The sequence below is a fragment of the Streptomyces sp. NPDC031497 genome, from assembly GCF_055580905.1.
Window position 1 is genome coordinate 197,384 of the sequence record NZ_JBVIKO010000010.1, and the last position, 26,668, is coordinate 224,051.

The window sequence follows — 26,668 nt, forward strand, 5'->3', positions numbered from 1 at the left end:
GGGAGCCGCTTCTCATGCCTCAGCAGCCCTTCGCGACCGCCGGCCCGTCGACCAGCGTGTCCAGCAAGCCGCCCAGCACCTCCCGCTGCTCCTCCGACAGCGGGGCCAGGATCTCCTCGGCCGCGGACCGCCGCGCCGCCCGCAGCTCGCGCAGGGTCTCGCGCCCCTCGTCGGTGATCTCGATCCGGGTCACCCGGCGGTTCGTCGGATCCGGCACCCGGCACACCTTGCCGCTCGCCTCCAGGCCGTCGACCACCGTGGTCACCGCGCGCGGTACCACCTCGAGGCGTTCGGCGAGGTCGGCCATGCGTGGCGGAGTCTCGTAGTGCGCGAGGGTGCGCAGCAGCCGAGACTGAGCCGGGGTGACGCCCAGATCGCGCGCCTGCAGATGGTGCTTCTGGATACGCCACACCCGGCGCGTGAGGCGTAGCAACTGCTCGGCGAGCGGGCCGTCGGAGTCGGGGGTGCTCATACGGGAACAATATCAGGACTATGTTCATTGTGAGTATAGGTAACAGTGAGCTATGCTCCGTGAGTCCGTACACACCGCACCCTCCGTAGGAGCCATGCCCCGAGACGAGATCAACTGGACCCCCGACGGCACATCGGCCGGACAGCCCCGCCAGGTGCGCCGCATCCTCGCCCTCTTCCACCCCTACCGCGGCCGGCTCGCGATCGTCGGCCTGCTGGTCGGCGCCGCCTCGCTGGTCTCGGTCGCCACGCCCTTCCTCCTGAAGGCGATCCTCGACACCGCGATCCCGCAGGGCCGCACCGGACTGCTCAGCCTGCTGGCGCTGGGCATGATCCTCAGCGCCGTCCTCACCAGCGTCTTCGGCGTCCTGCAGACGCTGATATCCACCACCGTCGGCCAGCGCGTCATGCACGACCTGCGCACCGCCGTCTACGGCCGCCTCCAGCGCATGTCGCTCGCCTTCTTCACCCGCACCCGCACCGGCGAGGTGCAGTCCCGGATAGCCAACGACATCGGCGGCATGCAGGCCACCGTCACCTCGACGGCCACCTCCCTGGTCTCCAACCTGACCAGCGTGGTCGCCACCATCGTCGCGATGATCGCCCTCGACTGGCGGCTCACCATCGTCTCGATGGTCCTGCTCCCGGCCTTCGTGTGGATCAGCCGCCGGGTCGGCAACGAGCGCAAGAAGATCACCACCCAGCGCCAGAAGCAGATGGCCGCGATGGCCGCCACGGTCACCGAGTCGCTCTCCGTCAGCGGCATCCTGCTCGGCCGGACCATGGGCCGCGCCGACTCGCTCACCGCCTCCTTCTCGGACGAGTCCGAGCAGCTCGTCGACCTGGAAGTGCGCTCGAACATGGCCGGCCGCTGGCGGATGGCCGTGATCACGATCGTGATGGCCGCGATGCCCGCCGTCATCTACTGGACCGCCGGCATGGCCCTCCAGCTGGGCGGCCCGCAGATCTCGCTCGGCACCATCGTCGCCTTCGTCTCCCTCCAGCAGGGCCTGTTCCGCCCGGCGGTGAGCCTGCTGCAGACCGGCGTCCAGATCCAGACCTCGCTCGCCCTCTTCCAGCGCATCTTCGAGTACCTCGACCTGCCCATCGACATCACCGAGCGGGACGAGCCGGTCCACCTCGACCGGGTGAAGGGCGAGGTGCGCTTCGAGAAGGTCGAGTTCCGCTACGACGACAAGAGCGGCCCCGTCCTCGACGGCATCGACCTCACCGTCCCGGCCGGCGGCAGCCTGGCGATCGTCGGCCCGACCGGCGCCGGCAAGTCCACACTCGGCTACCTGGTGCCCCGGCTCTACGACGTCACCGGCGGCCGGGTCACCCTGGACGGCGTCGACGTCCGTGACCTCGACTTCGACACCCTCGCCCGCGCGGTCGGCGTCGTCTCCCAGGAGACGTACCTCTTCCACGCCTCGGTCGCCGACAACCTGCGCTTCGCCAAGCCGGACGCCACCGACGAGGAACTCCACGCGGCCGCCCGCGCGGCCCAGATCCACGACCACATCGCCGCCCTGCCCGACGGCTACGACACCGTCGTCGGCGAACGCGGTCACCGCTTCTCCGGCGGTGAGAAGCAGCGGCTGGCCATCGCGCGCACCATCCTGCGCGACCCGCCGGTCCTCCTCCTCGACGAGGCGACCAGCGCTCTGGACAACCGCACCGAACACGCCGTCCAGGAAGCCATCGACGCCCTGTCAGCCAACCGGACGACCGTCACCATCGCCCACCGGCTGTCCACGATCCGCGGCGCGGACCAGATCGTCGTCCTCGACTCCGGTCACGTGGCCGAGCGCGGCACGCACGAGGAACTGCTGGAACTCGACGGCCGGTACGCGGCGTTGGTGCGCCGGGACGCCCGGGTGGAGACGGCGGACGCGGTGGAGGCGACGGGTGAGCAGTCGGCCGGAACCGGCGAGGCGGCCCCGTGGGAGACGGTGCGACGGCCGGGGCGGCGGCGGGGCGACCGGGGCGCCAGTGGGCGACTCCGCCGACCAACTGAAGCCGACGACGTGAACTCGTCGACGTGAACTCGGCAACGTGATGCCGACAAGCTGACGATATGTCGGGTTTGTGGTGCTATGCGGGCTAACGTTCCTGCATGCAGATGAACACTCCGCGACGGAACGCGGTCCGACGGAACAAGATCCGGCCGGGGGCGACGCGGCGGAAGGCGATCCGGCTGACGCGCCGGGGCCGGCTCCTCCTCGGTGCGGCCGGCCTCGTCGTGGCGGGCGCCGCCGTGACGGTGCCGCTGCTGTCCCTGGTCCACGGCGCGCATGCCAGGTCCGCCACCCTGGTCATCCCGGAGGGCTGGCGGGCGTCCCAGATCTACGACGCCGTCGACAAGGCGCTCGCCCTTCCCGCCGGCAGCACCAAGGGGTCCGTCGGCACCGCGGGCCTGAAGCTGCCGGGCGATGCCGAGGGCAACCCGGAGGGCTATCTCTTCCCGGCCACCTATCCCCTGGCGAAGGACGCGACCCCGCAGTCCGTGCTGCAGTTCATGGTCGACACCGCCAACCAGAGGTTCGGCGGGGCGCCGGTCGCGGCCGGTGCGCAGCGCGACGCGATGAACGTCTACCAGGCGGTGACCATCGCCAGCATCGTCCAGGCCGAGGCGGCGAACAAGGCGGACATGGGGAAGGTGGCCCGGGTCGTCCTCAACCGGCTGCAGAGCGGCATGCCGCTGCAGATGGACTCCACCCTCAACTACGGCCTCAACCGCAGCACCCTCGACACCACGGTGGGCGACACCCGTATCGAGAACCCGTACAACTCCTACCAGCGCATGGGTCTGCCGCCCAGCCCGATCGACAACCCGGGCGAGGACGCCATGCGTGCCGCGATGAACCCGACGCCGGGCAACTGGCTGTACTTCGTCACGGTCAAGCCCGGGGACACGCGGTTCACCGCCGACTACGCCGAACACCAGCGCAACGTCGCCGAGTTCAACGCGGAGCGGAAGAAAAAGGCCCAGCACTCGCCGCAGGTGTCGCAGCCGTCCAGCTGAGGCGCCGCTGCGTCACGCGTCGTCACGTACTCGCGTATCGCACGACGCGTATCGCACGACGCGTGGCGCACGACGCATGAATCACCACGCCGCACGCCGCACGCCGTGTCACGCGGCGACCGGCTTCCCGGCGAGCAGCCGTCTGATGTCGCGGACGGCCTCGCGGCCCGCGCGGTTGGCGCCGATGGTGCTGGCCGAGGGGCCGTACCCCACGAGGTGGACCCGGGGATCCACGACCGACCGGGTCCCCTCGACGCGGATGCCGCCGCCCGGCTCGCGCAGCCGCAGCGGCGTCAGATGGTCGAGGGCGGCGCGGAAACCGGTCGCCCAGAGGATGACGTCGGCGTCGACATGCCGGCCGTCGTCCCATGCCACCCCGTCCGGAGTGAGGCGGTCGAACATCGGCTGCCGGTCCAGGACGCCGTCCCTCAGGCCCTGCCGGATGGCATCGTTGAGGGGCAGCCCGGTCACCGAGACCACGCTCCTCGGCGGCAGCCCCTGCCGCACCCGCTCCTCCACCAGGGCCACCGCGGCACGGCCCGCGCCCTCGTCGAAGGGCCCCTCGCGGAAGACCGGCGGCCGCCGGGTGACCCAGGTGGTGGCGGCCGCGTACGGGGCGAGTTCCAGGAGATGCTGGGTGCCGGAGGCACCGCCGCCGACCACCACCACCTTCTTCCCGGCGAACTCCTCGGGCCCGGCGTACTGCGCGGTGTGCAACTGCCGCCCGCGGAAGGTCTCCTGGCCCGGGTAACGCGGCCAGAACGGCCGGTCCCAGGTGCCGGTGGCGTTGATCAGCGCCCTCGTCGACCAGTCCTCGGCGTCCGTCTCCACGAGCAGCCGTCCGCCCTCGCCCTCGCGGACCGCGCGGACGTTCACGGGCCGGCGTACCCGCAGGTCGAAGGTGCGCTCGTAGGCCGTGAAGTACCCACCGATGACCTCGGCGGACGGCCGCGCCGGGTCGGCTCCGGTCAGCTCCATGCCCGGCAGCGCGTGCATGCCGTGGACCTTGCCGTACGTCAGTGACGGCCACCGGAACTGCCAGGCGCCGCCCGGGGCGGGGGAGCGGTCCAGGACCACGAAGTCGCGGTCCGGCTCGAAACCGGTGCGCCGCAGGTGATAGGCGCTGGACAGACCCGCCTGACCAGCGCCGATGACGACTACCTCGACCTCGCGCACGTTGTTCACGTTTGTACCAACAGGGGGCCGGCCGGGGATCTTCCCGGCACGGTCACCCCCGTCGGCGGCCCAGCGGGGCAGGTGGACGGGCGAGGAGGGGGGAAGATGGGGGAATGCCGGATGCCTTCACCACACGAGTGCTCCAAGTCGCCACCGGGACCCGCGAGCGGGTCGTCGACCTGACCGCCGACTGCGAGGCCTTTCTGCGCGAGGCCGCGGCCGGCCGCGACGGCCTGCTGAATGTCTTCACGCCGCACGCGACGGCCGGGATCGCGGTCATCGAGACCGGCTCCGGCAGCGACGACGACCTGCTGGCCACCCTGCACACCCTGCTTCCCGCCGACGACCGCTGGCAGCACCGGCACGGCAGCCCCGGCCACGGGCGCGACCATGTCCTCCCGGCCCTCGTGCCCCCGCACGCCACCCTTCCGGTGATCGACGGCCACCTGGCACTGGGGACCTGGCAGTCCGTGTGCCTGGTCGACACCAACATCTCCAATGTCGACCGTCAGGTGAGGCTGAGCTTCCTGGGATGAGCGGAGCGCGTGTCGCCGGTGTCACCTGCACCGGCGACGCACGTCACCCTGATGTGCACTAGCGGGCGAGGAACGGGCCGAGCTGCGCGGTGAGTTCGGAGGGCACGTCCAGTGCGATGAGGTGAGCGGCCGTGGTGAACTCGACCAGGGTGGCATCGGGGATCTCGGAGGCGTAGCGCCGGCTGATGTCCTGGAAGTCGGCGACGTCGAGCTTGCCGATCCCGACCAGTGTGGGAACGGAGACGGCGGTGATGTCGCCGGGCGCGGCGCCCTGGGAGTGCTCCCCGACAACGTCCTGGTTCACCAGCGACGTCCGCAGCGGGCCGCGGAGTCGGTCGGCCAGGCCGGCGGGGACGTCCTCCCAACGTCGAGCCGGCCCGCGCAGCCACATGTCCAGGTTGATACGGACGGCGGCGTCCAGGTCGCCGGAGGCCAGGGCCGCCGTTTCCGCCTCGTCGTACGCGACCATTTCCGCGGACCAGTGGTATCCCCGCCACGGCGGGGAGAAGACCGCCAGGGAGTGCACCCGGTCCGGGTGGGTGAGCGTGAAGTCCATGGCCACGCGGCCGCCCCAGGACGCGCCGACGAGCCGGACACGTTCGTGGCCGAGGTGGTCCAGGAGACGGCGCAGATCGTCGGTCTCGCTGAACGGGCCGGTCGGTGGCGCGGATTCACCGAAGCCGCGCAGGTCGTACCGGATGACGGTGTGCCGTTTCGCCAGGTCGGGCACGACCGCGTCCCACATACGGTGGTCGGCGACGCCGGCGTGCACGAGGACGACGGGCGGTCCGTCGCCGTCGACGACATAGGAGAGGTTGCCAAGATCATCGTTCAGGGTGAGCATCCGCAGATGCTGACAGGACGACAGCGCACGCGCCACCCAATAAGGGGACGGCTCCACCACGGAGAATGACCGAGGGGCCGGGACCGCCGGGACCCCGGCCCCTCTCGTCGGCTGTCGCCCGTGCCGGTCAGGCGGCGAGTGTCTCCGCCAGGGCGGCCAGGCCGTCCCGGTAGATGCCCTCGAAGAGCGCGGTCGCCTCGGCGTCGGTGACGCCGTCCGGGGTGAAGGTGCCCGACCACTCCACCCGGCATCCGTCGCCGCCGCGGTCGACGACCTGGAGCGTGGAGCGGTAAGCCGTGACCGGGAAGGGGGCCTGCTCGATCGAGTAGGTGTAACTGCGGGCCGTCTCGTCGAAGGCTTCGAGGCGTTCGACGATGACGCCGCCCTCGGCGTTCGTCAGGGTGCGCAGCCGGCCGCCCTCGCTCGACCGGCTCTGCGTGATGTACGGCAGCCAGTCGGGCAGGGAGCCGAAGCCGCCGATGAGCTGCCAGACCCGGTCGGCGGACTGACGCACGTCGAGGGTGGCGCGGGCGGCGGTCATGACGCGTCCTTCAGGGGGACCGGCGCGTCGTGCGCGATGATCTTCTGCTCGCGCAGGGCCTTCCAGAAGCCGTACGGGATGTCCTGGACGAGCGCGGCGAGGTCCTCGGTGATACGGCTGGGCCGGGTCGCGCCGGGGATGACCGCGGCGATGGCCGGGTGGGCCAGCACGAACTGGAGGGCGGCGGACTTGATGCCGATGCCGTGCTGCTGCGCGAGCTCCTTGATCCGGCCGACCTTGTCGACGATGTGGGCCGGCGCCTCGGCGTACTCGAAGTGGCTGCCGCCGGCGAGGATGCCGGAGCTGTAGGGGCCGCCGACGACGATGTCGACGTCCTGCTCGGCCGCGGCGGGCAGCAGGCGCTGGAGGGCGCGCGAGTGGTCGAGCAGCGTGTAGCGGCCGGCCAGCAGGAACGCGTCGGGGCGCGGTTCGTCCAGGTCCAGCGTCATCTCCAGCGGCTCGACCTTGTTGACGCCGAGGCCCCAGGCCTTGATGACGCCCTCGTCGCGCAGCCGGGTCAGGGTGCGGAACGCACCGGTGCGGGCGCTCTCGTACATGCCGACCCAGTCGTCTCCGTAGAAGTCCTGGGCGATGTCGTGCACCCACACGATGTCGAGGCGGTCCGTCCTGAGGCGCTTCAGGCTGTCCTCGACGGAGCGCAGCGTCGCGTCCGCGCTGTAGTCGTTGACCATCTTGTTGGGGCGGCCGTGCTCGAACAGCGCGCCCTTCTCACCGAGTTCACGGCTCGCGGGGTCCTCCACCTCGTCGAGGATGACCCGGCCGACCTTGGTGGACAGGACGTACTCGTCGCGCGGCTTGTCGGCGAGGACGTCGCCGAGCCGGATCTCCGCCAGGCCCGCACCGTACAGGGGCGCGGTGTCGAAGTAGCGGATGCCCTGGTCCCAGGCGGCCTGCACGGTGGCGGCGGCCTCTTCGTCCGGGATGGCGCGGAACATGTTGCCGAGCGGTGCGGTGCCGAAGCCGATGCGGCCCGGCAGGAAGGAGCGGATGCTCATGGTGGTGCCTCAATCTGCGTTACTGCGTGGGGGGGTACGAAGCGGGGGGTGTCGTCGGTGGTGGGGCGTCGGCCCCGGTGGCCGGCTAGTTGAGGGTGTCGGGGTCCGGGCCCGTGCGCATGCCGCGGTCGAGCGCTGTCAGCGCGTCGATCTCCTGCGGGCTGAGCTCGAAGTCGAAGACGTCGAAGTTCTCGCGGATACGGGTCTCGGTGACGGACTTCGGGATGACCACGTTGCCGATCTGCAGGTGCCAGCGCAGCACGACCTGGGCCGGGCTCTTGCCGTGCCCGGCGGCGATCGAGGTGACCGCGTCGTCCTTGAGGACGGCGCCCTGGGCGAGCGGGCTCCACGCCTCGGTGGCGATGCCGTGCCGGGCGTGGAAGTCGCGTAGTTCGGCCTGCTGGAGGCCCGGGTGGAGCTCGATCTGGTTCACGGCCGGGACTACCGAGGCGGCACCGAGCAGGCGCTCCAGATGGGCGGGCTGGAAGTTGGAGACGCCGATGGCGCGGGTGCGCCCGTCGGCGTACAGCTTCTCCAGCGCACGCCACGTGTCGAGGTACAGGTCACGGGCCGGGGTCGGCCAGTGGATGAGGTACAGGTCGACCTGGTCCAGGCCGAGCTTGTCCAGGGAGGCGTCGAAGGCCGCGAGCGTGGTGTCGTAGCCCTGGTCGGCGTTCCACAGCTTGGTGGTGATGAACAGCTCGTCGCGGGCGATACCGGAGTCGGCGAGCGCCTGGCCCACGCCGCGCTCGTTGCCGTAGATCGCGGCCGTGTCGATGCTGCGGTAGCCGGCCCGCAGGGCGCCGGCGACGGCGGCGGTGGTCTCCTCGTCGGGGACCTGGAAGACGCCGAAGCCGAGCTGCGGCATGGTCACGCCGTTGTTGAGAGTGACGGCGGGGATGGAGGTCACGGTGTTCTCCCTTGTTCTTGTCGATCTTGCTGATCGCCGATGGTGACGGGGCGATGGGGGATGGTCTGCGGGTACGTAGTCGATGGTCTGCGCTGCGCGCCGTCGGCGCGCGGTCAGTGGCGCGCGGTGAGCGGTTGCGCGGTCAGCGGTCCGCGGCTACGGGACGCTCCGCCGCGGCCGGAGCCCGGGGCGGCGCGGTGACGGCCGAGTGGCGTTCGGGGGAACGGCGCTCCAGGGTGCTGGAGACGGCGGCCAGGACCAGGGCCGCGGCGGCGAGGACCGCGCCGACCCAGTTGGGCGAGGTGTAGCCGAAGCCGGCGGCGATGACGATGCCGCCGAGCCAGGCGGACAGCGCGTTGCCGAGGTTGAAGGCACCGATGTTGACGGCGGAGGCGAGGGTCGGTGCTCCGTGTGCGTAGTCCAGTACGCGCTTCTGCAGCGGCGGCACCGTGGCGAAGCCCAGGGCTCCGATGAGGAAGACGGCGACGGCAGCCATGACCTTGTTGTGCGCACCGGCGGTGAACAGTGCCAGGACCACCGCCAGGCCGCCGAGCGCGGTGAAGAGCATCGGCATCAGCCTGCGGTCGGCGAGCTTTCCGCCGGTCAGGTTGCCGGCCACCATGCCGAGGCCGAACAGGACGAGCAGCCAGGTCACGGACGACTCCGCGTAACCGGCGACGTCGGTCATCATCGGCGCGATGTACGTGATGGCCGCGAAGACCCCGCCGAAGCCGAGCACCGTCATCGCCATGGCGAGCAGCACCTGGACGTTCTTGAACGCGGCCACCTCGTGGCGCAGACGCACGCCCTCCGGCCTGGGCATGTCCGGGACCAGCCTGGCTATGCCGGCGAGGCCGACGACGCCGAGCGCGGCGACGATGAAGAAGGTGGTGCGCCAGCCGGCGCTCTGCCCCACGAAGGTGCCGAGCGGCACGCCGACGACATTGGCGACGGTCAGGCCGGTGAACATCATGGAGATGGCGCCGGCCTTCTTCTCGGGGGCTACCAGTTCGGCGGCGACGACGGAGCCGATGCCGAAGAACGCGCCGTGGGCCATTGAGGCGACCACCCGGCCGAGGAGCATGACGGCGAAGACGGGGGCGACGGCCGAGATGACGTTGCCCACCACGAACAGGCCCATGAGCAGCATGAGCATGTTCTTGCGGGAGATCTTGGTGCCGAGGACCGTCATGAGCGGGGCGCCGAACATGACGCCGAGGGCGTATCCGGTGACGAGGAATCCGGCGGTGGGCAACGAGACACCGAAGTCGGCGGCGACGTCGGGCAGCAGACCCATGATGACGAATTCGGTGGTGCCGATGCCGAAGGCCCCGATGGCGAGGGCCAGGAGCGCGAGAGGCATGGAAGTAACCTTCCGAGGGGACGTTGCGGTAGCGCCTTACGAGCGACCACAATAATTGCATACGCGGTTAATTGCAAACGCGGTATAGTGGTGTACGCATCGCAGGGCTCTCGGGAGGCTCTGAAAGGGCTCCGGGCCACTCCGGGGCCCTCACGGAAGGACACGTGCCACATGACCGCCACCGACCCCGCGCTCACCGCCCTCGCTCAGGGCTGGTGCGCGCTGTCCCTGCTGCACGGCAGGATCGAGTCGCATGTCGAGCGCGCCCTGCAGGCAGGGCACGGCCTCAGCGTGCGCGAGTACTCCCTGCTCGACGTCCTCAGCCGCCAGCACGACGGGGACGGCGGCCACCTGCAGATGAAGCAGGTCGCCGACGCCGTGGTCCTCAGCCAGAGCGCCACCACCCGGCTCGTCACGCGCCTGGAGGACCGGGGTCTGCTCTCCCGCTACCTGTGTCCGACCGACCGGCGGGGCATCTACACCAACGTCTCCGACAGGGGCCTCGCCCTGCTGGCAGCGGCCCGCCCGACCAACAACGAGGCGCTGCGCGAGGCGCTCGACGCCGCCGCGTCGGAGCCCGACCTGGCCCCGCTCGTACGGGTCGTCCGGCGACCGGACACGGAGAACAACGTGAACTTCCGCTGCTGAGATCCTGGGCACGTGGTGCTCGATGAACGGACGAGGAGAACGCAGTGGGAGACAGCGCGGAACTCAGGGACGTGCTGGCCGATTGGCTGGACTACGACGTTGCGGCGTTTCGACTCGGGGTGTTCCTCGGTGTCTTTCCGCGCGACCAGAAGTTCTCCAAGGTGAAGCGGATGTTTTGGATGGACGGATATCCGCTGGGCGACATGCTGGTGGACCTGCTCGACCGGATGGCCCAGGCCGGAGTTCTCCTCAAGGACGAGGCCGACGCGCGGTACAGGTGGAACCCCGCTCCCATCGACCTGTCGTGACGGCGCGCACCACGCTCGCGGCCGAGCCCGGGGCCGGCCGGAGCCCGCGCTCCACCGGCTACGCCGGCCTGCGCCACACGGAGATGTGTTTTGGCGACTCCTGGGTGAACGCGGAACCGTCCCAGTCCGCGACGCGTCGCTCCGGTTCGAGCCCCGCGATCCTGGCCATCAGATCCAGCTCGGCCGGCCACGCGTACCGGTGCCGGGAGTCGTCGCGGCGGTAGCGGCCGTCCTCGCCGTCGCGGGTGAGGTGGTGCGAGACGAGGATCTGCCCGACCAGGTCGAAGGTGTCGAAACCGATGTGCCCTGCGGAGACGTCGAACGGCACCGCGACCTGGCCGGGCGGCAGCAGCCGCAGCGGCGGCACCCCCAGCTCGACCACGAACCTGCCGCCGGGCGCCAGATGCCGGGCCGCGTTGCGGAAACACTCGACCTGCTCGTCCTGTGTGAGCAGGTTCGAGATCGTGTTGTAGACGAGATAGACCAGGGAGAACTCGCCGGGCACGGTGGTCGTCGCCATGTCCCCGACCACCACCGGCAGCGTCTCGGCGTCGACCTTGCGGCGCAGCACGGCCGCCATGTGCTCGGAGAACTCGATGCCCACCACGGGCACCCCGCGTTCCCGGAGCGGAACACCGACCCGGCCCGTTCCGATGGCGAACTCCAACGCCCGCCCTTGTCCGGCGAGTTCGGCGAGGAACTCGACGGTCGGCCCGAGCACGGCCGCCGAGGTCATCTCGGTCTCCTCCGCGTCGTAGCGCTCTGCCTCGGCGCGGCTCCACAGCTCACTGCTCGTCATGGGCGGCCACTCTGCCGGGTCGCCAGAGCCGTCGTCCACGCAATATCGCGGCCCCCGGGGCCCCTTGAACCGCGCGTTGTCAGTGGCGGTCGGTACGGTTTTCCCCCAGCGGTCGTACGGACGGACCAGGGCAGAACGGGTGGGGGACATGACCACGGTGGAGATCTCGTACGCGGAGGGCTGGGACGCCGGGACCCGCCGCCCGTACCGGCCGCTCTCGGCGGCGGGGGCACGACGCCGGGACGACGAGGGCGAACCGTATGTGGTGGTCCACCGGGAGCCGGGACGGGCCGAGCCGGTGGCGGTATACCTCGTGGCCTGGTCCGACCACCATGTCGGGCACTGGATGTACGACGAGTCGGGGCGCCGTACCCGCGAGTTCGACCTGCGCCTGCTGGAGCCGGACCGGCTGTTCATGCGGCAGGTCGTGGAGCGGCGCTACGCCACACCGGACCAGCCCGACCGGGCCCGCGACGCCTGGCGGACCACGCTGAATCTGACTCCCGGCGAGAAGGCCGAGTACATCGTCGAGGAGCAGGGCGATACCGGCTCGTCCCGGCACGGCCGGCAGGACCTGCCGGAAGCACAGTGGTGGATTCCCCGGGAGGCCTTCGGGGTCGGTACGGCCGACGGCCAGGGCGCGCCCTCGGCATCCGACCCGGACGAGCTCCCGGCATCCGACCCGGACGAGCCCGGCCAGGGACAGGAGCCACCGGCCACCCTGTGGAGAGCGCCCCGGCCGTATCGACTGGAGTTCGATGTGCAGGAACTCCTCCGGCCGGGCAACCGGTTCGCCTGCGACACCTTCGTCACCGAGAACGAGGGTGGCGAGCTGACCGTCGACCGGGTCGAGGAGATCACCACGCTCCGGGTGCCCAGCGGCCGGCTGGTGGTCGCCGACCCCCTGACGGGCACCCCCAGGGAACTCACCGAGCGCATCCCGCCCGGCGCATATCCCCTGCAGACGGCCGTGCTCGTCGGTGAGGGCGACTACTACGGCGAACCCTTCCCCGTGACGGAAGAACCCCTGATACGACTGCTGATCTCCGACGAACCGGCGGTCACCTGGGAGTTGGGACTCGGAGAGGGAGAGGACCCCCGGCTGCTGCTTGACGGCCACGCCTACGGGTTCGGCACCGACGCGGCACAGGGCTCCTTCGCCGACGCCTCCGGCTGGGACACGCTGTCCGCGACCTTCCGGCGCCACTTCGAGGGGGACGGTGACGACGGCGTCGAGGAGGTCAGGAGCGGCACCCTGCGGGTCGCCGACGAGAAGACCGGCGGCGACCTGGTCTCCTTCTGCACCGGTGGCGACGGAACCTGGTCGGTGTGGCTGGGCCGGGCGGCCTCCGGCGACGTGGTCTCCGCCGTGGTGGTCACCGGATGGCTCTCGGACTACCGGCCGTTGTGACCCTCCGGCGGCCTGCCGCTGCCCTGCGGGCGCCCACCGCCCGGTGACTGCCCGCGGACCGGCAGACGCACGTGGCCCGGCGCACGCCCGCGGTCCGGCGCATGCCTTCCGGCCGCCGACCGGTCGGGCGCGGGAACCAGGCCCAGGCGCTGAGCGTGCAGGACCGTGCTGAGGCGGTCGCGGGTGCCTAGTTTGCGGTAGATGTTCTCGACGTGTTTGTGCACCGTGCGGGCCGAGATGCCCAGGCGCCGGCCGATCGCGTCCGCCGTCAGGGCGTCGGTGAGCAGGAGCAGGACGGTGAGTTCACGGGGCGTCAGCGCGCAGTCCGCCGCCCGCTCCTCCGGCTCACTGGCCGGCGCGGCCAACCGGCGCCACTGCTCAAGCAGTTGGCGCTGCTGTTCGACGGCGGCCAGCAGCGGCTGGGCGCGCTCGGCGGTCCGTAGGTGGTCCTCGGTGAAGTCCGCGCCGGAGCGGTAGACCAGGCAGCCGGTGATCGGCGCCACCGTCCCCGGCAGCGGAAGCGCCAGGACCTGGTCCAGGTCCAGGGCCCGGCCGAGCACCCGCGCGGTCTCGCTCGCCGCCCAGTCCTCGCCCGCGAGCCGCCGGGCCGTGACGGGCGTACGCCCGAGGCCGGACGCGTAGTGGTGGGCGAACGGGTAGCCCGAGCGCAGCACACCCAACGCCCCGTCGCCGAGCCGGTCCAACTCGGCGGCGGCAGCGGGCGACATACCGAGCGTGCCGTTGCCCTCGTTCCAGTCGTCCAGCTTGTAGATCAGTGTCTCGCCGCCGCACAGGTCGGTCAGCGCGTCGGCGAGCAGTGGCCACAGCCGTTCGGGCTCGCGCTCGTGCAACGCGGCCACGGCCAGCCCGGTGAGGCGTTCGTAGGCCCTGTCCAGCCCGTGCACCACGTGTACCTCTCTGCCCCTGCCCCTACGCAGTTGTACGCATACCCACGCGACAGCCCGCTGTCGCATGCTTCAACCGGGCACCGATATCGGGTCCGACGGCTCCGGTCGTGCGGGCCGCCGGCACGGGGGAGTGGCGGCCCGCGTCCGGTAGTCGGCCCGGTCACCCGTCCCAGGCCGCGGCGCACAGCGCACGGTCTACCTCGTCCGCGTAGCGCGCCGCGGTCAGCCAGGCCCGCGCGAACCGGCCCGGGTCCGCCGGAAGCAGGCGGCCGAAGACGTCGCGTGAGCGGTCCGCCGCCGCGGCGAGCAACTCCTCGAGGATATCGCCGGCCGTGGCGAGACCGTGCCCGTGCAGACGGCGGATGTCCACGGCCGCGTTGCCCGGGAAGGCCAGCACCCGCCGACCGCCCGAAGCCGCCTGCTCGACCCGGCGGCGCAACAGGTGCAGAGGCGCCTCCTCCGACGTGGGCACGGCGGTGGCCGGCGCCGGCGCCGGCAGATCCGCTTGCTGGAGCCGGTCCAGACCCAGGTCGACACGGCTCCCGGCGATCGTCGGGTGCTCGGTCGCGAGCAGCTGCGCGCGGGCGTGCGGGGCCGGCACGAGACGCGCGATCACGCGCAGCCGGCCGCCTCGGGCGGCGGACAGCAGCCGCAGGTTGTCGCGGTGCGGGAGTGCCGGATGGTCGTGCGCCGCCGTCAGCCGCAGCGGCACGCCGCCACAGTCGGCCAGCAGACCGTCGCCCGCCGCCTCACGCACCACGCCGGCCGGCGTGACCTCCAGGAACAGCAGGTCGTGACCGCCGCGCAGGGCGCGCCCGACCTGCTCGGCCACCGGCACCGCCCACAGCCGGTCCAGCGGCTCGGCCCGCCAGTCCGCACCGGACGCGCGCACGGCCCGCACCCCCGCGCCCGCCCCCAGCCGTCCGGTCGAAGACACCGTCGCCCCGGACACCGCGAGGCCCGCCCGTGCCAACTCACGATGCGTCAGTGCCGTGTCGCCGATGCGTACGGCGCGGTCGGCGGCGCCCACCGCCCGGCCCGCTCCGCCCGGGGCCACGTCCGAGACCGTGTACAGACGGCCGTCGGCGTCGGCGGTCCAGGTGACGGCACCCGCGTAGCCGCTCGCGGTCAGCACGGGCTCGGAGAACAGGCCGTACAGCCGCAGCGAACCGTCCAGGGCGTACGGCTGCCGTACCGTACCGCGCAGCCCCGTCAGTTCCGGACCCGTCGCGAACGGAACGCGGTAACCCACGTACAGGGTCTCCGACAGGGCGGCGACGAGGTCGGTGAGCCGGAACGCCGGGTCGGCCGCGCGGGCCGCGCGCAACGCGGTGACCACGGAGACCGCCGCCGTGGCCGCCCGGGGGAGCCCCGCGAGGCGCGCGGCGTGCGCGGCCCGCAGCAGCTCCGCCTGGAGCACGGCCCCGGAACCGTCCGTACCGGCGTCGAGCACGGCGGCCGCGGTGGCGAACACCGCCTCGGCCACAGCGAGTTGAGGGGGCGTCGCGGATTCCTCGGAGGCGGAGGCGGATGCGGAGGCGGAGGCGGGAGCGGGGGCCTCCGGTGCGGCCGAGTCGGACACCCGCTTCCCGGCGGTCTCGGAGACGTCGGCCACCGGTGCCTCCGATACCGTGTCGGCGCCCTGCACCGCAACGGCTTCGTCGACTCCCGGCACCGCCACGGCCGCGTCGGCCGTCGGCACAGGTGCGGCCGGGTCCGCCACCGGCGCCGCCGAAGCCGCCGCCGCCCGGTGCAGGCAGTCCGGGGCCAGCAGGCAGCCGCAGCGGATGGCCGTCGCGTCGGTCACGACGCCCTCGGGGGCGTGCAGTTCGAGCACCGAACCCTCGTCGTCGACGGTGATGCGCACGGTGTCGCCGTCCCGGACGACCGGGCGGTCCGCCAGCTTGGCGATGCCCGCGTCCAGCCGTCTGCGCAGCCGGGGAGAGAGGGCCGCGACCAGTTCGGCGGTCACCGCCGGCGCGACCGGGGGCAGTTCGACGCTCATGCGATCTTCTCCCCTACCCAGCGGGCGAGTTCGAGCGGGCTGAGGGCGGCGACCGGCATCCCGGCGGCCACCAGCTGTCCGGCGATCCCGGTGGAGTACCGGGGCCGCCCCGAGTCGTCGAGGCTCGCGCAGCCCAGCACCTGACAGCCCGCCCCGACCAGCGCCCTGACCTCGGCGAGCAGCCCGCCGACCGGATAGCCCTCCTCGAAGTCGCTGATCACGACGACGAGCGTCCGGGACGGCACCGTCACCAGCTCACGCGCGTGCCGCAGCCCGGCCGCGATATGCGTGCCACCGCCCACACTGACCTCCAGCAGCAGCGACAGCGGATCCTCGACATGGTCGGTGAGGTCGACGACCTTGGTGGAGAACGCCAGGAAATGCGTGGACAGGGTGGGCACACCGGCCAGCACCGAGGCCGTGAGCGCCGCCCAGACGGTCGACGCCTCCATGGACCCCGACACATCGGTGACCAGGACCAGCCGCCAGTCGGCGGCGCGCCGGGCCCGGGTCCGGAAGACCGGGCGCTCCGGGATCACCTGGACCCTGCCGTCGGCCGCCCGGCGGGCGGTGGCCAGGTTGGCCCGCAGCGTACGGGGCAGGTCGAGGCCGCCGCCCGGACGCCTGCTGGGGCGCGGCAGCGCCGTGCCGTGCAGCGCGGGGCGCAGCCGTGTCGCCAGCTCCCGGGTCAGCGCGTCGACCAGACGCCGGACCAGCGGGCGCAGCGCGGCCAGCCGGGCCTCCGGCAGCCCGCCCGCGTGCCGCAGCACCGAGCGCAGCAGGTCCACGGAGGGGCGCACGCTGTCCGGATCCAGCTCGGCCAGCACGTCCTGACGGCCCGTCGCCGCGGCCGCCGCCAGCACCTCCTCCCGGACACCCGGCCCGAACAGCGCCGACAGTTCCTCCGACCACTCCCGCACCCCGGGATACGGTGCCTCACGCCCGCCGCCGCCCCCGAGATCGCCCCGGCTGCCCTCGCCGCGCCCGCTGCCGTACAACTCGTCCAGCGCGGTCGCCAAGGCGCGCGCCCGCTGGGGAAGTTGATCGGTGCGGCGACCGAGCAGCAGGCGCCACCGGTCGGCGGGGGCCAGCCGGTGCTCCTCCGGGCGCGCGACGGGGATGGCCGGCTCGGGCTCCGCCTGTTCCCGGGGCGGCGGCAACAGGCCCAGCGTGCGCAGGGTCTCGCGGGCGGCGAGGTCCGCGCGGGTCCAGGTGGCCAGCGCCGCCGGGTCGACGGCGCCGGTGTCGGCCACCCGGTCGGTGCCGAGGCGTTCCTCGACGCCGGCCAGCAGACGCCCGCGGTCAGCCGGGCTCAACGTGTCGAAACCGCCGCGCAGGGCCGGCAGCCGGTCGAGGAAGTCCCGGTCGGACAGCTCCGACACGCGGCCGACCAGGGGCTCCAACGCGGGCCCGGCCGCCTCCAGCAGCCGCCCGGCGGCCGTCAGCAGCCCCGTCAGCCGGGCGGTGAGCGCGGTCCGTGACGCCGCGTCGACGGCCCCGTCCACCCAGGAGGCGACCCTGCCCCCGAAGGCACCCGGGTCCTCCTGGCCGAGCAGTACGCGCACGGCTCCGGCGGCACCCCGCATCAGCGGCGAGCCGTCGGCGGCCAGCCGGGCCAGCGCGTCGGCGAGCCGGATGCCGCCCAACAGGTCGGCGCGATGGGCGAGTTCGATCAGGGCATGGGCGTCGGCCGGGTCCTCGGAACCGGTGAGGCCGTCCACCTGGCGCACCGCGGCGGCCGTCAGCAGCTCGGCCACGGCGACCGCCCTCGCCGTACGGTCCTCGTCCGCGTCGAGACCGGCGACATGACCGGCCCGCAGCCGGTCCAGCAGGGCCAGCCCGCTGAGGAGTTCGGGCAGCGTGCCGGTGCCCGGGAGCACGGCGGCGGTGTCGCCGAGCCGCTCGTCCACCAGGCCGGGCAGACCGCAGTGGGCCGCCTGCTCCAGGCCGTCGAGCACCTGCGCCGCCGTGGGGCCGCCTGCCTCCCGCTCCGTGCGGCTCCGCTCGCGCAGCAGGCCCTCGGCCGCCTGGACGAGGGTGACCCCGCGGACCCCGGCCGCCGTCAGCATCGCGGCGGTGGCCGGAGTCCAGCGCACCTCCCAGCGTGATGTGAGGGCGTCGGCACCGCCGGTACCGGTCACCGGTCTGTGCTCGGCGTACGGCACCGAGCACAACGCCAGCCGGCGCAGCAGCAGTTCGCGGCGCCGGTCGAGGTCAGAGCGGAGGGGGTCCAGGCGAAGGTCCCGGGCGGGGCCGCGGTCCGCCGGGCCGGGCAGGCCGAGGGCGGCCAACTCGGCTTCCACGGCGGGAGCGAGGCCGCAACGGGGCGCCTTCGGCGCGGGACGGCCGACGCGGGTGCCGACCAGTACGGTCTCCATCGCCCGGGCGACGGCTCGGCCCCGGCCGTAGGGCTCGCCCTGTGCGAGCACGGTCTGTGTCGCCTCGACCAGTTCACCGCGGCCCGCTGCGGGCAGACCGCGCAGGCGGGCGAGGTCTCCGGCCAGGCGGGTGATCTCCCTGGCGTCGGCGGGGCCCGAGGGGTGGCCCTGTTGCCGGAGTGCGGCGCAGATGCGGACTGCCGCGCTGGTCAACGCTTGTTCCAGGGCAGGGGGATCACCCGCTGTCTTCAGAACCATGTGCTGCCATTCGGGGTCGCGGATGCCGGCGGGGTAGCCGGAGCGCTCGTCCAGGAGGGCGTAGGTGTAGGGGATGAGGGAGGTTGTCCACTCGGGTGCGGGTGCGGGTGCGGGTGCGGGTGCGGGTGCGGGTGGGTGGGGGCCGGTCGCGCCCACGCGGCGGTAGCCGCGCGTCGAATGCGGCCCCGCGCCCCTTCGGTCGGCCACCAGAGCCGGTGCGTGAAAGGCGCCCACCACCATGGTGGCCCGTTTACCGTCTGCCGTCGCCTCGGCCAGCCGGGAACGCATCCACTCCTCGCGCCGCAGATCCACCTCCGATACAGGCGACTCCTCCCGCAGCGCCCACCCCGTCAGCAGCGCCGCCCGCCGCAGCGCCTCCGGTGTCGAACCGGGCGCGGTCGCCTCGACCAGCCGGTCCCAGAGGTCGTCCCCCGGCCGGCCCGACAACCGTGAGCGCAAGGCCTGCGACAGGCGGCCGGGCCCCCCTCCGGCCGCATCCCGCTCCCGCCATGCCGGATCGGCGAGCGGTAGATCGCAAGCCAGCACCGGCACACCTCCCCGCGCCGCCCACCGCACCGCCGCCAGCTCCGGGGAGAAGTCCGCGAACGGATAGAACGCCGGGCCACTGCTGCCGTCGGCCGGCGCCGCCGCCAGGGCCACCGGGGCCTGGGTGTCCTCGTGGGCCAGCCACGGCAGCCATTCCTGCAGTTCGGCCGGCAGTTCGACGAGCAGCACGTCCGGCTTCGCGGCGTCCAGCAGCGCCGGCACCGCCGCCGCCAGGGACGGCGCGTGGTGCCGTACGCCGATCAGGTACGGCGCGGCAGGGTCGGTGAGGGCCGCGAGGGCCGCCTCGGGTGAGTCGGTCACGACCGTCACGCCTCCAGGACCGTGCGCAGGTCCCACAGGGTGCGCCAGGTCGCCGAGCCCTGTTCCGCGCGCCGTCGTACCGGTCCGTCCCAGTAGCCGCGCAGCCGGGCCGCGTCGGCGGGGTCGTCCTTGCGTACGACGCCGAGGAGGTGACCCGGGAGCAGGCCGAGGACGTCTCGGTCCCCGGGGAAGTAGGCCGCGGCCAGGGCCAGCGCGCCCGCCACCGACACCGCCTCCGCCGTGCTCATCACCGTGGACGGACGCTCCACCTCCCAGCCCTCCGCCGACCGTCCCTCACGCAGATCCCGGAACGCGGTGACCAGGGCCTCGAGGACCGCGTCGTCGACCTGGAAGGGCGCCCCGGCCCGCTCCACCGATGCCCGGGCCTGGCCGCGTACCAGCGCGGTCTCGGCGTCCAGGTCCGGAATCGGACCCACGGTCTCGAAGTTGAAGCGGCGCTTGAGCGCGGCGGACATCTCCGAGACGCCCCTGTCCCGCAGGTTGGCGGTGGCGATGAGGGTGAAGCCGGGCGCGGCGTGCGCCAACGCGTCGTCCGTGCCCGCCAGTTCGGGCACCGCGATGCGCCGCTCGGACAGCAGTGACACCAGGGAGTCCTGGACCTCGGGCAGACAGCGGGTCACCTCCTCCACGCGGGCGACGGCGCCCCGGGACATCGCGGTGAGCACCGGAGAGGGGACGAGGGCCTGCCGGCTGGGGCCCTGGGCGAGCAACAGGGCGTAGTTCCAGCCGTACTTGAGCTGGTCCTCGGTCGTGCCCGCCGTGCCCTGGACGACCAGTCCGCTGGTGCCGCACACGGCGGCCGACAGCAGTTCGGAGAGCATCGACTTGGCGGTGCCGGGCTCGCCGACCAGCAGCAGACCCCGCTCACCCGCGAGCGTCACCACACAGCGCTCGACGAGTGCCCGGTCGCCGACGAACTTGCCCTCGACGACCAGCCGGCGCGGCACTCCCGCCGGTACCTCGGCGCCGTCGGGCAGCCGCAGCGCCTGGCCGCCGCTGCCCATGACGAAGGTGACGACGGCCCGGGGCGTGAGCCGCCAGGCCGGCGGGCGCGGCCCGTCGTCGTACGCGGCGAGGAAGGCCAGTTCGGTGGCGTACCGGTCCTCGGGCGGCACGATCTGGCGGGGCGGAGCGGCACTGGCGGTCATCGGTGGTCGTCCTTCGCGGTGGTACGGGTGGTGGTGCCGGTGGCGGTACGCGTGCGGGTGGTGGCGCGGAGCGGGGTCATCGGCGGCGGCCGGCGCGGGTCGCCCGCGTGGTCAGCTGCTCGTACGCGGGCGCGTCCCCGGCCCGCACGCGCTGCCAGGCGCGGGCGAACAGCTCCGGCACCGGGACAAGCGGCAGGGTGCGGTCGCCGTCGGAGACCGGGTAGAGGGCTTCCTTCCAGGTCTCCACCGGCAGGGCCGGGGCCTTGAGGTCGCGCCAGCCGCCGGGCAGGAAGAGGGCGCGGCCGGCACGCGGGCGCTTGGCCTCGACGACCAGTCCGCTCGCCGCCAGTTCGGCGCGCGCCCTCTTCGTCCGCGCGGGCTTCCAGCCGGTCCAGCGCGCGCAGTTGCGGTCGGTCGGGTCGGGCAGGGCCAGCAACTGGAGGTAGAGCGCCGCCGCGTCCGCACCGAGACCATGGGCCGAAGCGACCTCGGCGACCAGCTCGGGCACGCTGACCGTGGGGTCCTGGGCGTACCCCGCGGGCCCCTCGGCCGCGAGGGCGCGGGCCAGGTCGTCGCCGAGGATCGTCCGGACGGCGCGCAGCCAGGTCGTACGCCCCTCGCCGACCAGCCCTTCCAGAAGCCCGAAGACGGAGTCGTCCGGTCCGCTCAGCGTGGCCGGCCGGACCATCACGTGCTCCGTGTCCGAGTACCAGGGGCGCAGCACCAGCGTGTCACCGGCCCGGGTCAGCCCGTCGGCGTCGGCGCCGCCGGACTCGGGCAGGCCGAAGACCTTGCGCAGCTGGACGGAGGTCGGGCCGCCCTTCTCCGTCCAGTCCAGGCCCAGGTCGAGCAGGAGTTCGGGGTCGGCCAGCCGACGGCGCAGCGCGGTGAGCCCGTCCGTCAGCCCGGCCCGCAGCGGATGCCCGTACGGCAGCAGATACGCGAGTGCCGCGAGGCTCTCCACGCTCCCGGCCAGCGCATACGAACCGGGCACCGCCGACGGGTCGGCGGCCGTCAGGTCGCCGTCCTTGTCGGGCCGGAACACCGTGGTGCGGCTGAGCCAGGGGGTCCGCGCGGGGTTGAGCACGGCCTCGGCGTGACCGACGCCCATGCCGGCGAGATCGGTGCAGAGGTCCTCCGGCAGGCGCACCAGGGTGCCGAGGCGCTCGGCCCAGAGCCGGGCGGCGGCCGCCGTGCCGGGGCCGGTCGTCCACAGCTCGGCCGGGTCGTCCGGCAGCAGCGCGCCGAGCAGCTCCCGCTGCTCGTCCAGGCCCAGCGAGTTCAACAGCTCGGCACCGAAGCCGCGCTGACGAGGTTTGAGGCCGATGGTGGCAAGGCCCTCGGCGCCGGGTGCCTGCGGATGGCCGGCCAGCAGCACGGTTGCCTGGAGCGGACCGAGCCCGCCGTGGGTCGCGGCCACCAGCGCCTCGGGAGCCTCGGGCCGCCAGGGCGCTGCGCCCTTCTCCCGGATCAGCCGGGTCAGGGCCGCGAGCCGGTCCGCCGGAATCCCGGTGGCGTGCCGGGTCTCCCGGACCAGCGTGAAGTGCCCGACGGCACCGAACGCCCCGGACGGATCGTGGTCCAGGGCCAGCCACTCGACCTCGTCCGTCCGGACGTCCACGCTCTGGCAGCCGAGTATCACCACCGTACGGCCGTCCCGGCGCAGCACCTGACCCGTCCGCTGCTGTTTGTCGTGCGGTTCGCTCAGCACGACCTCGCGCAGCGTGGTCCCGAGCCCGGGGAGCGGACCCTCGGCCAGCGCCTCGAACAGCAGGAGCAGCGGCTCGCGCTGGACGTCGGCGAGGGCCGGTGAGGCGGCGCGGTAGGCGAGCGGCCGCAGCGCGCCCAGAACGGCCGGCCAGATCGCCCCGATGCCGGGGACGGTGTGCTCGTCGCTCAGCCAGCCGTCGCCGACGGCGTCGAGCCGCTCGTGTCCCGGCAGCGGCTTGCCGTCGGCGGGCCTGCCGGACAGCACGTGGTTCACCGAGCGGATCTGACGCAGCGCGGCCCAGCCGCTCTGCCACGCGTTCTGCAGGGGCACGACTCCGGCGACGGCGTCGTGCAGCGCCCGGTCCCCGCCGTGCTCCGGGGAGTAGTCCGCGAACATGCCCTCGGTCCGCTGCCGGGGCTGCCGCGGCCGCTCCTTCGGGGGCGTGGCAAGGGAAGCGGCCGACTCGGCGACCCGCAGCGCCGCGCGGACGAGGGAGGTGACACCGGTCAGCAGCCGCCGGTCGGCCAGTCCGGGCAGCGACTGCGCCACCGCGGCCAGGGCGACGTCGTCGGCGGCCGGCACCGCGGCCCTCGCCCTGTCGTCCTGTCCGGCCCGGGCCAGCGCCTGCCGGCGCTCGTCCAGCGCCGTGCCCGTCGCCCGCATCAGCGCACCGGCCGCCTCGTCGGTCAGGGCGCGCAGCACGCCCGAGCCCCGCTCGTTGCGGGGGCGCAGCGCGTGCCAGAACGCGACCGGCGGCACCAGCCGGGTACCGGCCGCGTACGCCCCGCCGGACTCGCCGAAGGACATCCGCCCGAGCTCGGTGCCGTCGCCCGTGTGCAGGGCGATGCTCTGGTACATCTGCGCGGCGATCGGCTCGGCCCCGCCCGGCAGCCGCAGCGCGCCCAGCGGCACCCCCGGAACCCGGCCGTTGCGGGCCGCCCGCAGGGTCGCCGTCCGCCCGTCCGGCGTACCGGCGACGGTCCGCGCCTCAGTGCCCTCGCCCTCCGTGCGCACCCAGCGCCCCAGGACCGTGCCGTCGGTACCGAACGGGCTGTGCTCAAGACCGGGTTGCAGCGGCAGCACCTCGCAGGAGCCGTGCAGCAGCGCGGCGTCCTCGCGGACGGCCGAGGCCAGCAGCGCCGGCAGCGAGGCACGTCCGTGCTCGCCGGTCGCCGGGTCGTACTCCAGCCACACCGACTGCCGCCCCTGCCTGCCCTGACGCCAGTAGGTGGTGCCGTCGCCCAGCACCGGGCGGCTCGGCGGCAGGACCGTGTCCCCGGCGTGCAGGGTGCGGCCGCCCGTGGCCCGGCCGCCACCGGGCAGCGGGACCGAGGCATGGGCCGCGTCCATGGCCGGCCCCCAGGAGGGGATCTGCTCACCGCCGAGCGGGAACACCTCGGACGGGCGGTTCGACCAGTAACCGTGCTGCTTCGAGCCGTCCCGCCACAGCACCAGCAACTCGCCGTCGACGTAACGGAACCGGGGGCGCCGCCAGCGGTCCAGGTCCGTCGGCAACCGCAGGTCGTGGGTGAGCAGCACCCCCTCGGGACCGACCACGATCGCCTTGTGACCGCGCGCCAGGATCAGCGCGGGCCACGCCTCGGTCACCGACAGCCCGTTGTCCTGGTCCTTGCGCACCTCGGAATCGAGCAGCTCCAGCGCCTCCTCCAGCGCGGGCCAGCCCAGCTCGTCCAGGATTCCGGCGCGGAGCGTACGGCCGAGGACCGGGACGACGTCGTACCCGGTGAGCCGTCGGACGGCGAGCGGGCTGTCCTGCACCACTGCCCGGAAGGGGCGCAGCCGCTCCAGCTTCGCGTCGGCGCCGGGCAGTCCGGTCGCGGCGGCGAACTCCGCGGTCGCCTCCTGCAGCCACTCGCGCAGGACGTCGCCGAGGACCGGATGCGCGGCCACCTGGGGCAGAACCGCGGGCCCCTGACCCCGGCCCAGCTCTTCGACGGCCTCGAACAGCAGGGTCCGGTAACGGGGTTCGGCCGCGAGGGCCTTCAGATCCCGCTGCCCGGGCCGCTCGTCGCGCAGCCAGCTGTCCAACGGCAGATGGACACGCGTGTCCGCGTCCGGAACGGCCAGCGCGACGCCCTCCACCACGCACAGGTCCAGCAGATCGGGGTCGGCCCCCGCATGCCAGCGCCCGGTGAAGAGGTCCACGGGCCGTCCGGCCGCCCGCAGCCGGGGCGCCATCCGCTCCACCAGCGCCAGAGTCGCGGGGGAGCGGTGCGAGTACGCCGACCCGTGCTTGCGGTGCTGGGCCCAGCGGCTCAGCCAGTCCGCCGCGTCCACGTCCCCGCCCTCGTCGGTGAGCAGCAGGTCCGCCCCGCACTCGGCCAGCAGCGCCAGCCAGAACTCGTCGTCCGCCACCTCCCGGCCCAGCCCGGCCGGCATGATCTCCAGCAGCCGCACCCGGATCTCGGGCCGCTGCCCGGCGAGGACCGGCAGCACGCCGCGATAGGCGTTCCAGAAGGACGCCGGTGCCCGTACGGCGGCCGGGGAGGCGAGCAGGTCGGCGATCAGGGCGCACTCCTCGGCGACCCGGTCAAGACCCGCCGCCTTGATCAGCCCGCGCGCGTCCTGCGGCAGCGAGGCGTACGGCGGCATCCCGGCCGCGCAGCGCTCCACCGTCAGCTGCCGGAACTGCGCCCAGGCGGTGGCCGGTTCGAGCCGCCGGGCGAGGTCCTTCACGTACTCCTTGAGCGCCTTGACCGTGAGCGCCCCGGCGAAGGCGAACTCCAGGAACACCGCCCGCTGCCGCTCCTCGTCCACGGCCAGGGCGTGCACCCGCTCGGCCTCACGGGCCTTGCCGAAGAAAGCGGCCGCGTAAGTGGTGTTCTCGTGCTGGAGGAAGACCCGCGCGGCCTGCTCGTAGAAGGTCGGCAGGAAGTGCGGGACCGCGCGGCCCAGCCGCTCACCGAGCGCCTCGAAGCCCTCCTTCGCGTTGCCCGGCTTGGACTTGGCCTGCCGGGCCAGCCGCTCGACGTCCTTGACCAGGGCGAGCGCGTGATGGCCGTTGGCCGGGTCGTGGACCAGCGCCCAGGCGGGGAAGCCCAGCGTCTTTCGGCGCACCTGACCGACCTCGGGAGCCTCGGGCTCCCGGGCGAGGCCGAGGAACTCCAGGGCCAGGTCCTCGGCCTCGCCGAGGGTGCCCGGCACCAGGCGCACCACCGGGCGGTCGTCCAGGGCGGGGTGGGTGTAGGTGCGGGCGGTCAGGACGTCGGCGTCCTCGCGCCGGGTCGTGCCCGACGGCAGGATCGCGCCGGCGTCGAGAAGCGTGGCCGTGGTGGTGTCGTCGTACGTGGTCATGCCGCCCGCTCCTCGTCCTCGATGTCCCGCCCGGCGTACAGCGCCGCCGCCATCCGCATGCCCTCCGACCAGGCGACCGGGCCGACCTGACTGAGCTTCAGGGTCCGGCCCGCCGGATCGGTCCACACCAGCGGGCCGGTCTCGGTCTCGTAGTAGGCGTCGAAATCGCCGACCCAGACCCGGGCCTCGACCCCGCGGCCCTCCTCCAGCACGGAGCACACCGCGTGGCCGCCGCGCACCCGGTACCCCAGCTGCGTGGCCCTGCCGTGCAGGAAGCGCAGCTCCTTGAACACCCCGCCCGCGTACTCCTCGACCTGGGCGGCGTCCGCGTCCAGCGCGGCAGGGCGGTGCCAGACCTCACGGAAGAGCTGCTGGGCCTTCTGCTCGACGCCCAGCTCGACAGCGAACTCCCGCAGCTCCTCCAGGTCTTCGAGGAGCACCGGGTGCGGCAGCCGGACCAGGTCGGGGGCGATGCGCACGGTGTCGCCGTCGAGGTCGACCAGGCCGAGCCCGCGCTCGGCGTCGGCGTCCCGCAGGAACCCGGCGACCTCGCCGTCGGCGCCCGTGACCACCAGGTCACGCAGCGCCGCCTGCCGGGCCGGGTCCGGCCAGACGCGGGCGAGGACCTCCAGCGGCACCGGCAGCGAACGGGTCAACCACCGCTCCACATCCGCCAGGCACTGCCGTTCGTGCCGCTCCAGCCACTCGGCGAGCTGCCGCAGTCCCACCACCGCCGGATCGTCCGCCAGCTTCGCGGGCACGGACTTCAGCCGCCGCCCCGCCGCGTTGCGGCAGACCACCTTCCCGTCGTCCAGGGCCACTTCGTAGTCCCCGGCCGTCACCCACCCCATGCGTGCCTCCCCGCACCGCAGTGATCAAGTGATGGCGACTGTAGGGGAGACCACTGACAACGCCCTCCGCAGTCCACAACGACGGGGGAAACCGCAGCTCATCAGCGGTGACACGGGGTGCTGAGAGGTGTGAGCCGGGATACCGGAACGGCCCCGGT

20 protein-coding genes are annotated in these 26,668 nt (G+C 73.2%); 6 read left to right on the forward strand and 14 right to left on the reverse strand.

Annotated elements, in window-relative coordinates; all coding sequences use genetic code 11:
• Window positions 1-19 precede the first annotated feature (19 nt).
• Window positions 20-472, reverse strand: a complete 453-nt coding sequence (locus tag ACZ5K7_RS22590; protein WP_351698671.1) for a MarR family winged helix-turn-helix transcriptional regulator — start codon at window positions 470-472, stop codon at window positions 20-22.
• 94 nt (window positions 473-566) lie between these two features.
• On the opposite strand from ACZ5K7_RS22590, the gene ACZ5K7_RS22595 reads away from it, so the two are divergent.
• Entirely contained in the window at window positions 567-2,516 is a 1,950-nt protein-coding gene (locus tag ACZ5K7_RS22595) for an ABC transporter ATP-binding protein (RefSeq protein WP_468915544.1), read from the forward strand.
• 71 nt (window positions 2,517-2,587) lie between these two features.
• Window positions 2,588-3,496 (forward strand): endolytic transglycosylase MltG, encoded by a 909-nt coding sequence (mltG, locus tag ACZ5K7_RS22600; protein ID WP_468915545.1) that lies wholly within the window; start codon window positions 2,588-2,590, stop codon window positions 3,494-3,496.
• Between the two features lie 108 nt (window positions 3,497-3,604).
• On the opposite strand, the gene ACZ5K7_RS22605 is transcribed toward mltG, so the two are convergent.
• Window positions 3,605-4,681, reverse strand: a complete 1,077-nt coding sequence (locus ACZ5K7_RS22605; RefSeq protein WP_351698675.1) for an NAD(P)-binding domain-containing protein — start codon at window positions 4,679-4,681, stop codon at window positions 3,605-3,607.
• Between the two features lie 104 nt (window positions 4,682-4,785).
• On the opposite strand from ACZ5K7_RS22605, the gene ACZ5K7_RS22610 reads away from it, so the two are divergent.
• Window positions 4,786-5,208 carry a secondary thiamine-phosphate synthase enzyme YjbQ gene (locus ACZ5K7_RS22610; RefSeq protein ID WP_351698676.1) on the forward strand — a complete coding sequence of 141 codons (423 nt, stop codon included), beginning with the start codon at window positions 4,786-4,788 and terminating at the stop codon, window positions 5,206-5,208.
• Between the two features lie 58 nt (window positions 5,209-5,266).
• On the opposite strand, the gene ACZ5K7_RS22615 is transcribed toward ACZ5K7_RS22610, so the two are convergent.
• The 5 genes from ACZ5K7_RS22615 to ACZ5K7_RS22635 form a co-directional block, all read right to left on the reverse strand.
• Window positions 5,267-6,052, reverse strand: a complete 786-nt coding sequence (locus ACZ5K7_RS22615; RefSeq protein ID WP_468915547.1) for an alpha/beta fold hydrolase — start codon at window positions 6,050-6,052, stop codon at window positions 5,267-5,269.
• A gap of 127 nt (window positions 6,053-6,179) precedes the next feature.
• The gene (locus ACZ5K7_RS22620; RefSeq protein ID WP_468915549.1) at window positions 6,180-6,593 is read right to left on the reverse strand and encodes an SRPBCC family protein; all 414 of its coding nucleotides are present in this window, start codon (window positions 6,591-6,593) and stop codon (window positions 6,180-6,182) included.
• Window positions 6,590-7,609 (reverse strand): aldo/keto reductase, encoded by a 1,020-nt coding sequence (locus ACZ5K7_RS22625; protein WP_468915551.1) that lies wholly within the window; start codon window positions 7,607-7,609, stop codon window positions 6,590-6,592. The genes ACZ5K7_RS22620 and ACZ5K7_RS22625 overlap by 4 nt, the downstream gene beginning before the upstream one ends.
• A gap of 85 nt (window positions 7,610-7,694) precedes the next feature.
• Complete coding sequence (locus tag ACZ5K7_RS22630) at window positions 7,695-8,477, reverse strand: aldo/keto reductase (RefSeq protein WP_468915701.1); 783 nt, start codon at window positions 8,475-8,477, stop codon at window positions 7,695-7,697.
• A 184-nt stretch (window positions 8,478-8,661) separates the two neighbouring features.
• Window positions 8,662-9,882, reverse strand: coding sequence for an MFS transporter (locus tag ACZ5K7_RS22635; protein WP_468915553.1), 1,221 nt, complete (start codon window positions 9,880-9,882; stop codon window positions 8,662-8,664).
• A 171-nt stretch (window positions 9,883-10,053) separates the two neighbouring features.
• Here ACZ5K7_RS22635 and ACZ5K7_RS22640 point away from each other — a divergent pair, with 171 nt between their 5' ends.
• Both ACZ5K7_RS22640 and ACZ5K7_RS22645 read left to right on the forward strand, forming a co-directional pair.
• A complete protein-coding gene (locus ACZ5K7_RS22640) occupies window positions 10,054-10,530 on the forward strand; it encodes a MarR family winged helix-turn-helix transcriptional regulator (RefSeq protein WP_468915555.1) in 477 nt (158 codons plus the stop codon).
• A gap of 44 nt (window positions 10,531-10,574) precedes the next feature.
• Entirely contained in the window at window positions 10,575-10,838 is a 264-nt protein-coding gene (locus tag ACZ5K7_RS22645) for a hypothetical protein (protein WP_351698690.1), read from the forward strand.
• Window positions 10,839-10,896: 58 nt separating this feature from the next.
• Here ACZ5K7_RS22645 and ACZ5K7_RS22650 read toward each other — a convergent pair whose 3' ends face one another.
• Window positions 10,897-11,637, reverse strand: coding sequence for a class I SAM-dependent DNA methyltransferase (locus tag ACZ5K7_RS22650; protein WP_468915556.1), 741 nt, complete (start codon window positions 11,635-11,637; stop codon window positions 10,897-10,899).
• Between the two features lie 148 nt (window positions 11,638-11,785).
• Between ACZ5K7_RS22650 and ACZ5K7_RS22655 the strand changes: the two genes are divergently transcribed.
• Window positions 11,786-13,048, forward strand: coding sequence for a DUF4241 domain-containing protein (locus ACZ5K7_RS22655; RefSeq protein WP_468915558.1), 1,263 nt, complete (start codon window positions 11,786-11,788; stop codon window positions 13,046-13,048).
• Here ACZ5K7_RS22655 and ACZ5K7_RS22660 read toward each other — a convergent pair.
• The 6 genes from ACZ5K7_RS22660 to ACZ5K7_RS22685 form a co-directional block, all read right to left on the reverse strand.
• On the reverse strand, window positions 13,033-13,953 hold the full coding sequence (locus ACZ5K7_RS22660) for a helix-turn-helix transcriptional regulator (RefSeq protein WP_468915560.1): 921 nt from the start codon (window positions 13,951-13,953) through the stop codon (window positions 13,033-13,035). The two genes, ACZ5K7_RS22655 and ACZ5K7_RS22660, sit on opposite strands and share 16 nt — an antisense overlap.
• A 163-nt stretch (window positions 13,954-14,116) precedes the next feature.
• Window positions 14,117-15,961 (reverse strand): hypothetical protein, encoded by a 1,845-nt coding sequence (locus tag ACZ5K7_RS22665; protein ID WP_468915561.1) that lies wholly within the window; start codon window positions 15,959-15,961, stop codon window positions 14,117-14,119.
• A complete protein-coding gene (locus ACZ5K7_RS22670) occupies window positions 15,958-19,512 on the reverse strand; it encodes a vWA domain-containing protein (protein WP_468915703.1) in 3,555 nt (1,184 codons plus the stop codon). Before ACZ5K7_RS22670 ends, ACZ5K7_RS22665 begins: the two co-directional genes overlap by 4 nt.
• Window positions 19,470-20,633 (reverse strand): ATP-binding protein, encoded by a 1,164-nt coding sequence (locus ACZ5K7_RS22675; RefSeq protein WP_468915563.1) that lies wholly within the window; start codon window positions 20,631-20,633, stop codon window positions 19,470-19,472. Before ACZ5K7_RS22675 ends, ACZ5K7_RS22670 begins: the two co-directional genes overlap by 43 nt.
• A 76-nt stretch (window positions 20,634-20,709) precedes the next feature.
• Window positions 20,710-25,659: a hypothetical protein gene (locus ACZ5K7_RS22680; protein WP_468915565.1), complete on the reverse strand. Its 4,950-nt coding sequence runs from the start codon at window positions 25,657-25,659 to the stop codon at window positions 20,710-20,712.
• The gene (locus tag ACZ5K7_RS22685) at window positions 25,656-26,510 is read right to left on the reverse strand and encodes a DUF4132 domain-containing protein (RefSeq protein WP_468915567.1); all 855 of its coding nucleotides are present in this window, start codon (window positions 26,508-26,510) and stop codon (window positions 25,656-25,658) included. The genes ACZ5K7_RS22680 and ACZ5K7_RS22685 overlap by 4 nt, the downstream gene beginning before the upstream one ends.
• Window positions 26,511-26,668 lie beyond the last annotated feature (158 nt).

What these genes read in the sequence shown, in the direction of transcription:
- mltG (WP_468915545.1), top strand. Translation starts at nt 2,588, where the DNA reads ATGCAGATGAACACTCCGCGACGGAACGCGGTCCGACGGAACAAGATC.
- ACZ5K7_RS22685 (WP_468915567.1), bottom strand. Translation starts at nt 26,510, where the DNA reads ATGGGGTGGGTGACGGCCGGGGACTACGAAGTGGCCCTGGACGACGGG.
- ACZ5K7_RS22665 (WP_468915561.1), bottom strand. Translation starts at nt 15,961, where the DNA reads ATGAGCGTCGAACTGCCCCCGGTCGCGCCGGCGGTGACCGCCGAACTG.
- ACZ5K7_RS22635 (WP_468915553.1), bottom strand. Translation starts at nt 9,882, where the DNA reads ATGCCTCTCGCGCTCCTGGCCCTCGCCATCGGGGCCTTCGGCATCGGC.
- ACZ5K7_RS22625 (WP_468915551.1), bottom strand. Translation starts at nt 7,609, where the DNA reads ATGAGCATCCGCTCCTTCCTGCCGGGCCGCATCGGCTTCGGCACCGCA.
- ACZ5K7_RS22615 (WP_468915547.1), bottom strand. Translation starts at nt 6,052, where the DNA reads ATGCTCACCCTGAACGATGATCTTGGCAACCTCTCCTATGTCGTCGAC.
- ACZ5K7_RS22650 (WP_468915556.1), bottom strand. Translation starts at nt 11,637, where the DNA reads ATGACGAGCAGTGAGCTGTGGAGCCGCGCCGAGGCAGAGCGCTACGAC.
- ACZ5K7_RS22655 (WP_468915558.1), top strand. Translation starts at nt 11,786, where the DNA reads ATGACCACGGTGGAGATCTCGTACGCGGAGGGCTGGGACGCCGGGACC.
- ACZ5K7_RS22640 (WP_468915555.1), top strand. Translation starts at nt 10,054, where the DNA reads ATGACCGCCACCGACCCCGCGCTCACCGCCCTCGCTCAGGGCTGGTGC.
- ACZ5K7_RS22595 (WP_468915544.1), top strand. Translation starts at nt 567, where the DNA reads ATGCCCCGAGACGAGATCAACTGGACCCCCGACGGCACATCGGCCGGA.
- ACZ5K7_RS22620 (WP_468915549.1), bottom strand. Translation starts at nt 6,593, where the DNA reads ATGACCGCCGCCCGCGCCACCCTCGACGTGCGTCAGTCCGCCGACCGG.
- ACZ5K7_RS22680 (WP_468915565.1), bottom strand. Translation starts at nt 25,659, where the DNA reads ATGACCACGTACGACGACACCACCACGGCCACGCTTCTCGACGCCGGC.
- ACZ5K7_RS22590 (WP_351698671.1), bottom strand. Translation starts at nt 472, where the DNA reads ATGAGCACCCCCGACTCCGACGGCCCGCTCGCCGAGCAGTTGCTACGC.
- ACZ5K7_RS22610 (WP_351698676.1), top strand. Translation starts at nt 4,786, where the DNA reads ATGCCGGATGCCTTCACCACACGAGTGCTCCAAGTCGCCACCGGGACC.
- ACZ5K7_RS22675 (WP_468915563.1), bottom strand. Translation starts at nt 20,633, where the DNA reads ATGACCGCCAGTGCCGCTCCGCCCCGCCAGATCGTGCCGCCCGAGGAC.
- ACZ5K7_RS22630 (WP_468915701.1), bottom strand. Translation starts at nt 8,477, where the DNA reads ATGCCGCAGCTCGGCTTCGGCGTCTTCCAGGTCCCCGACGAGGAGACC.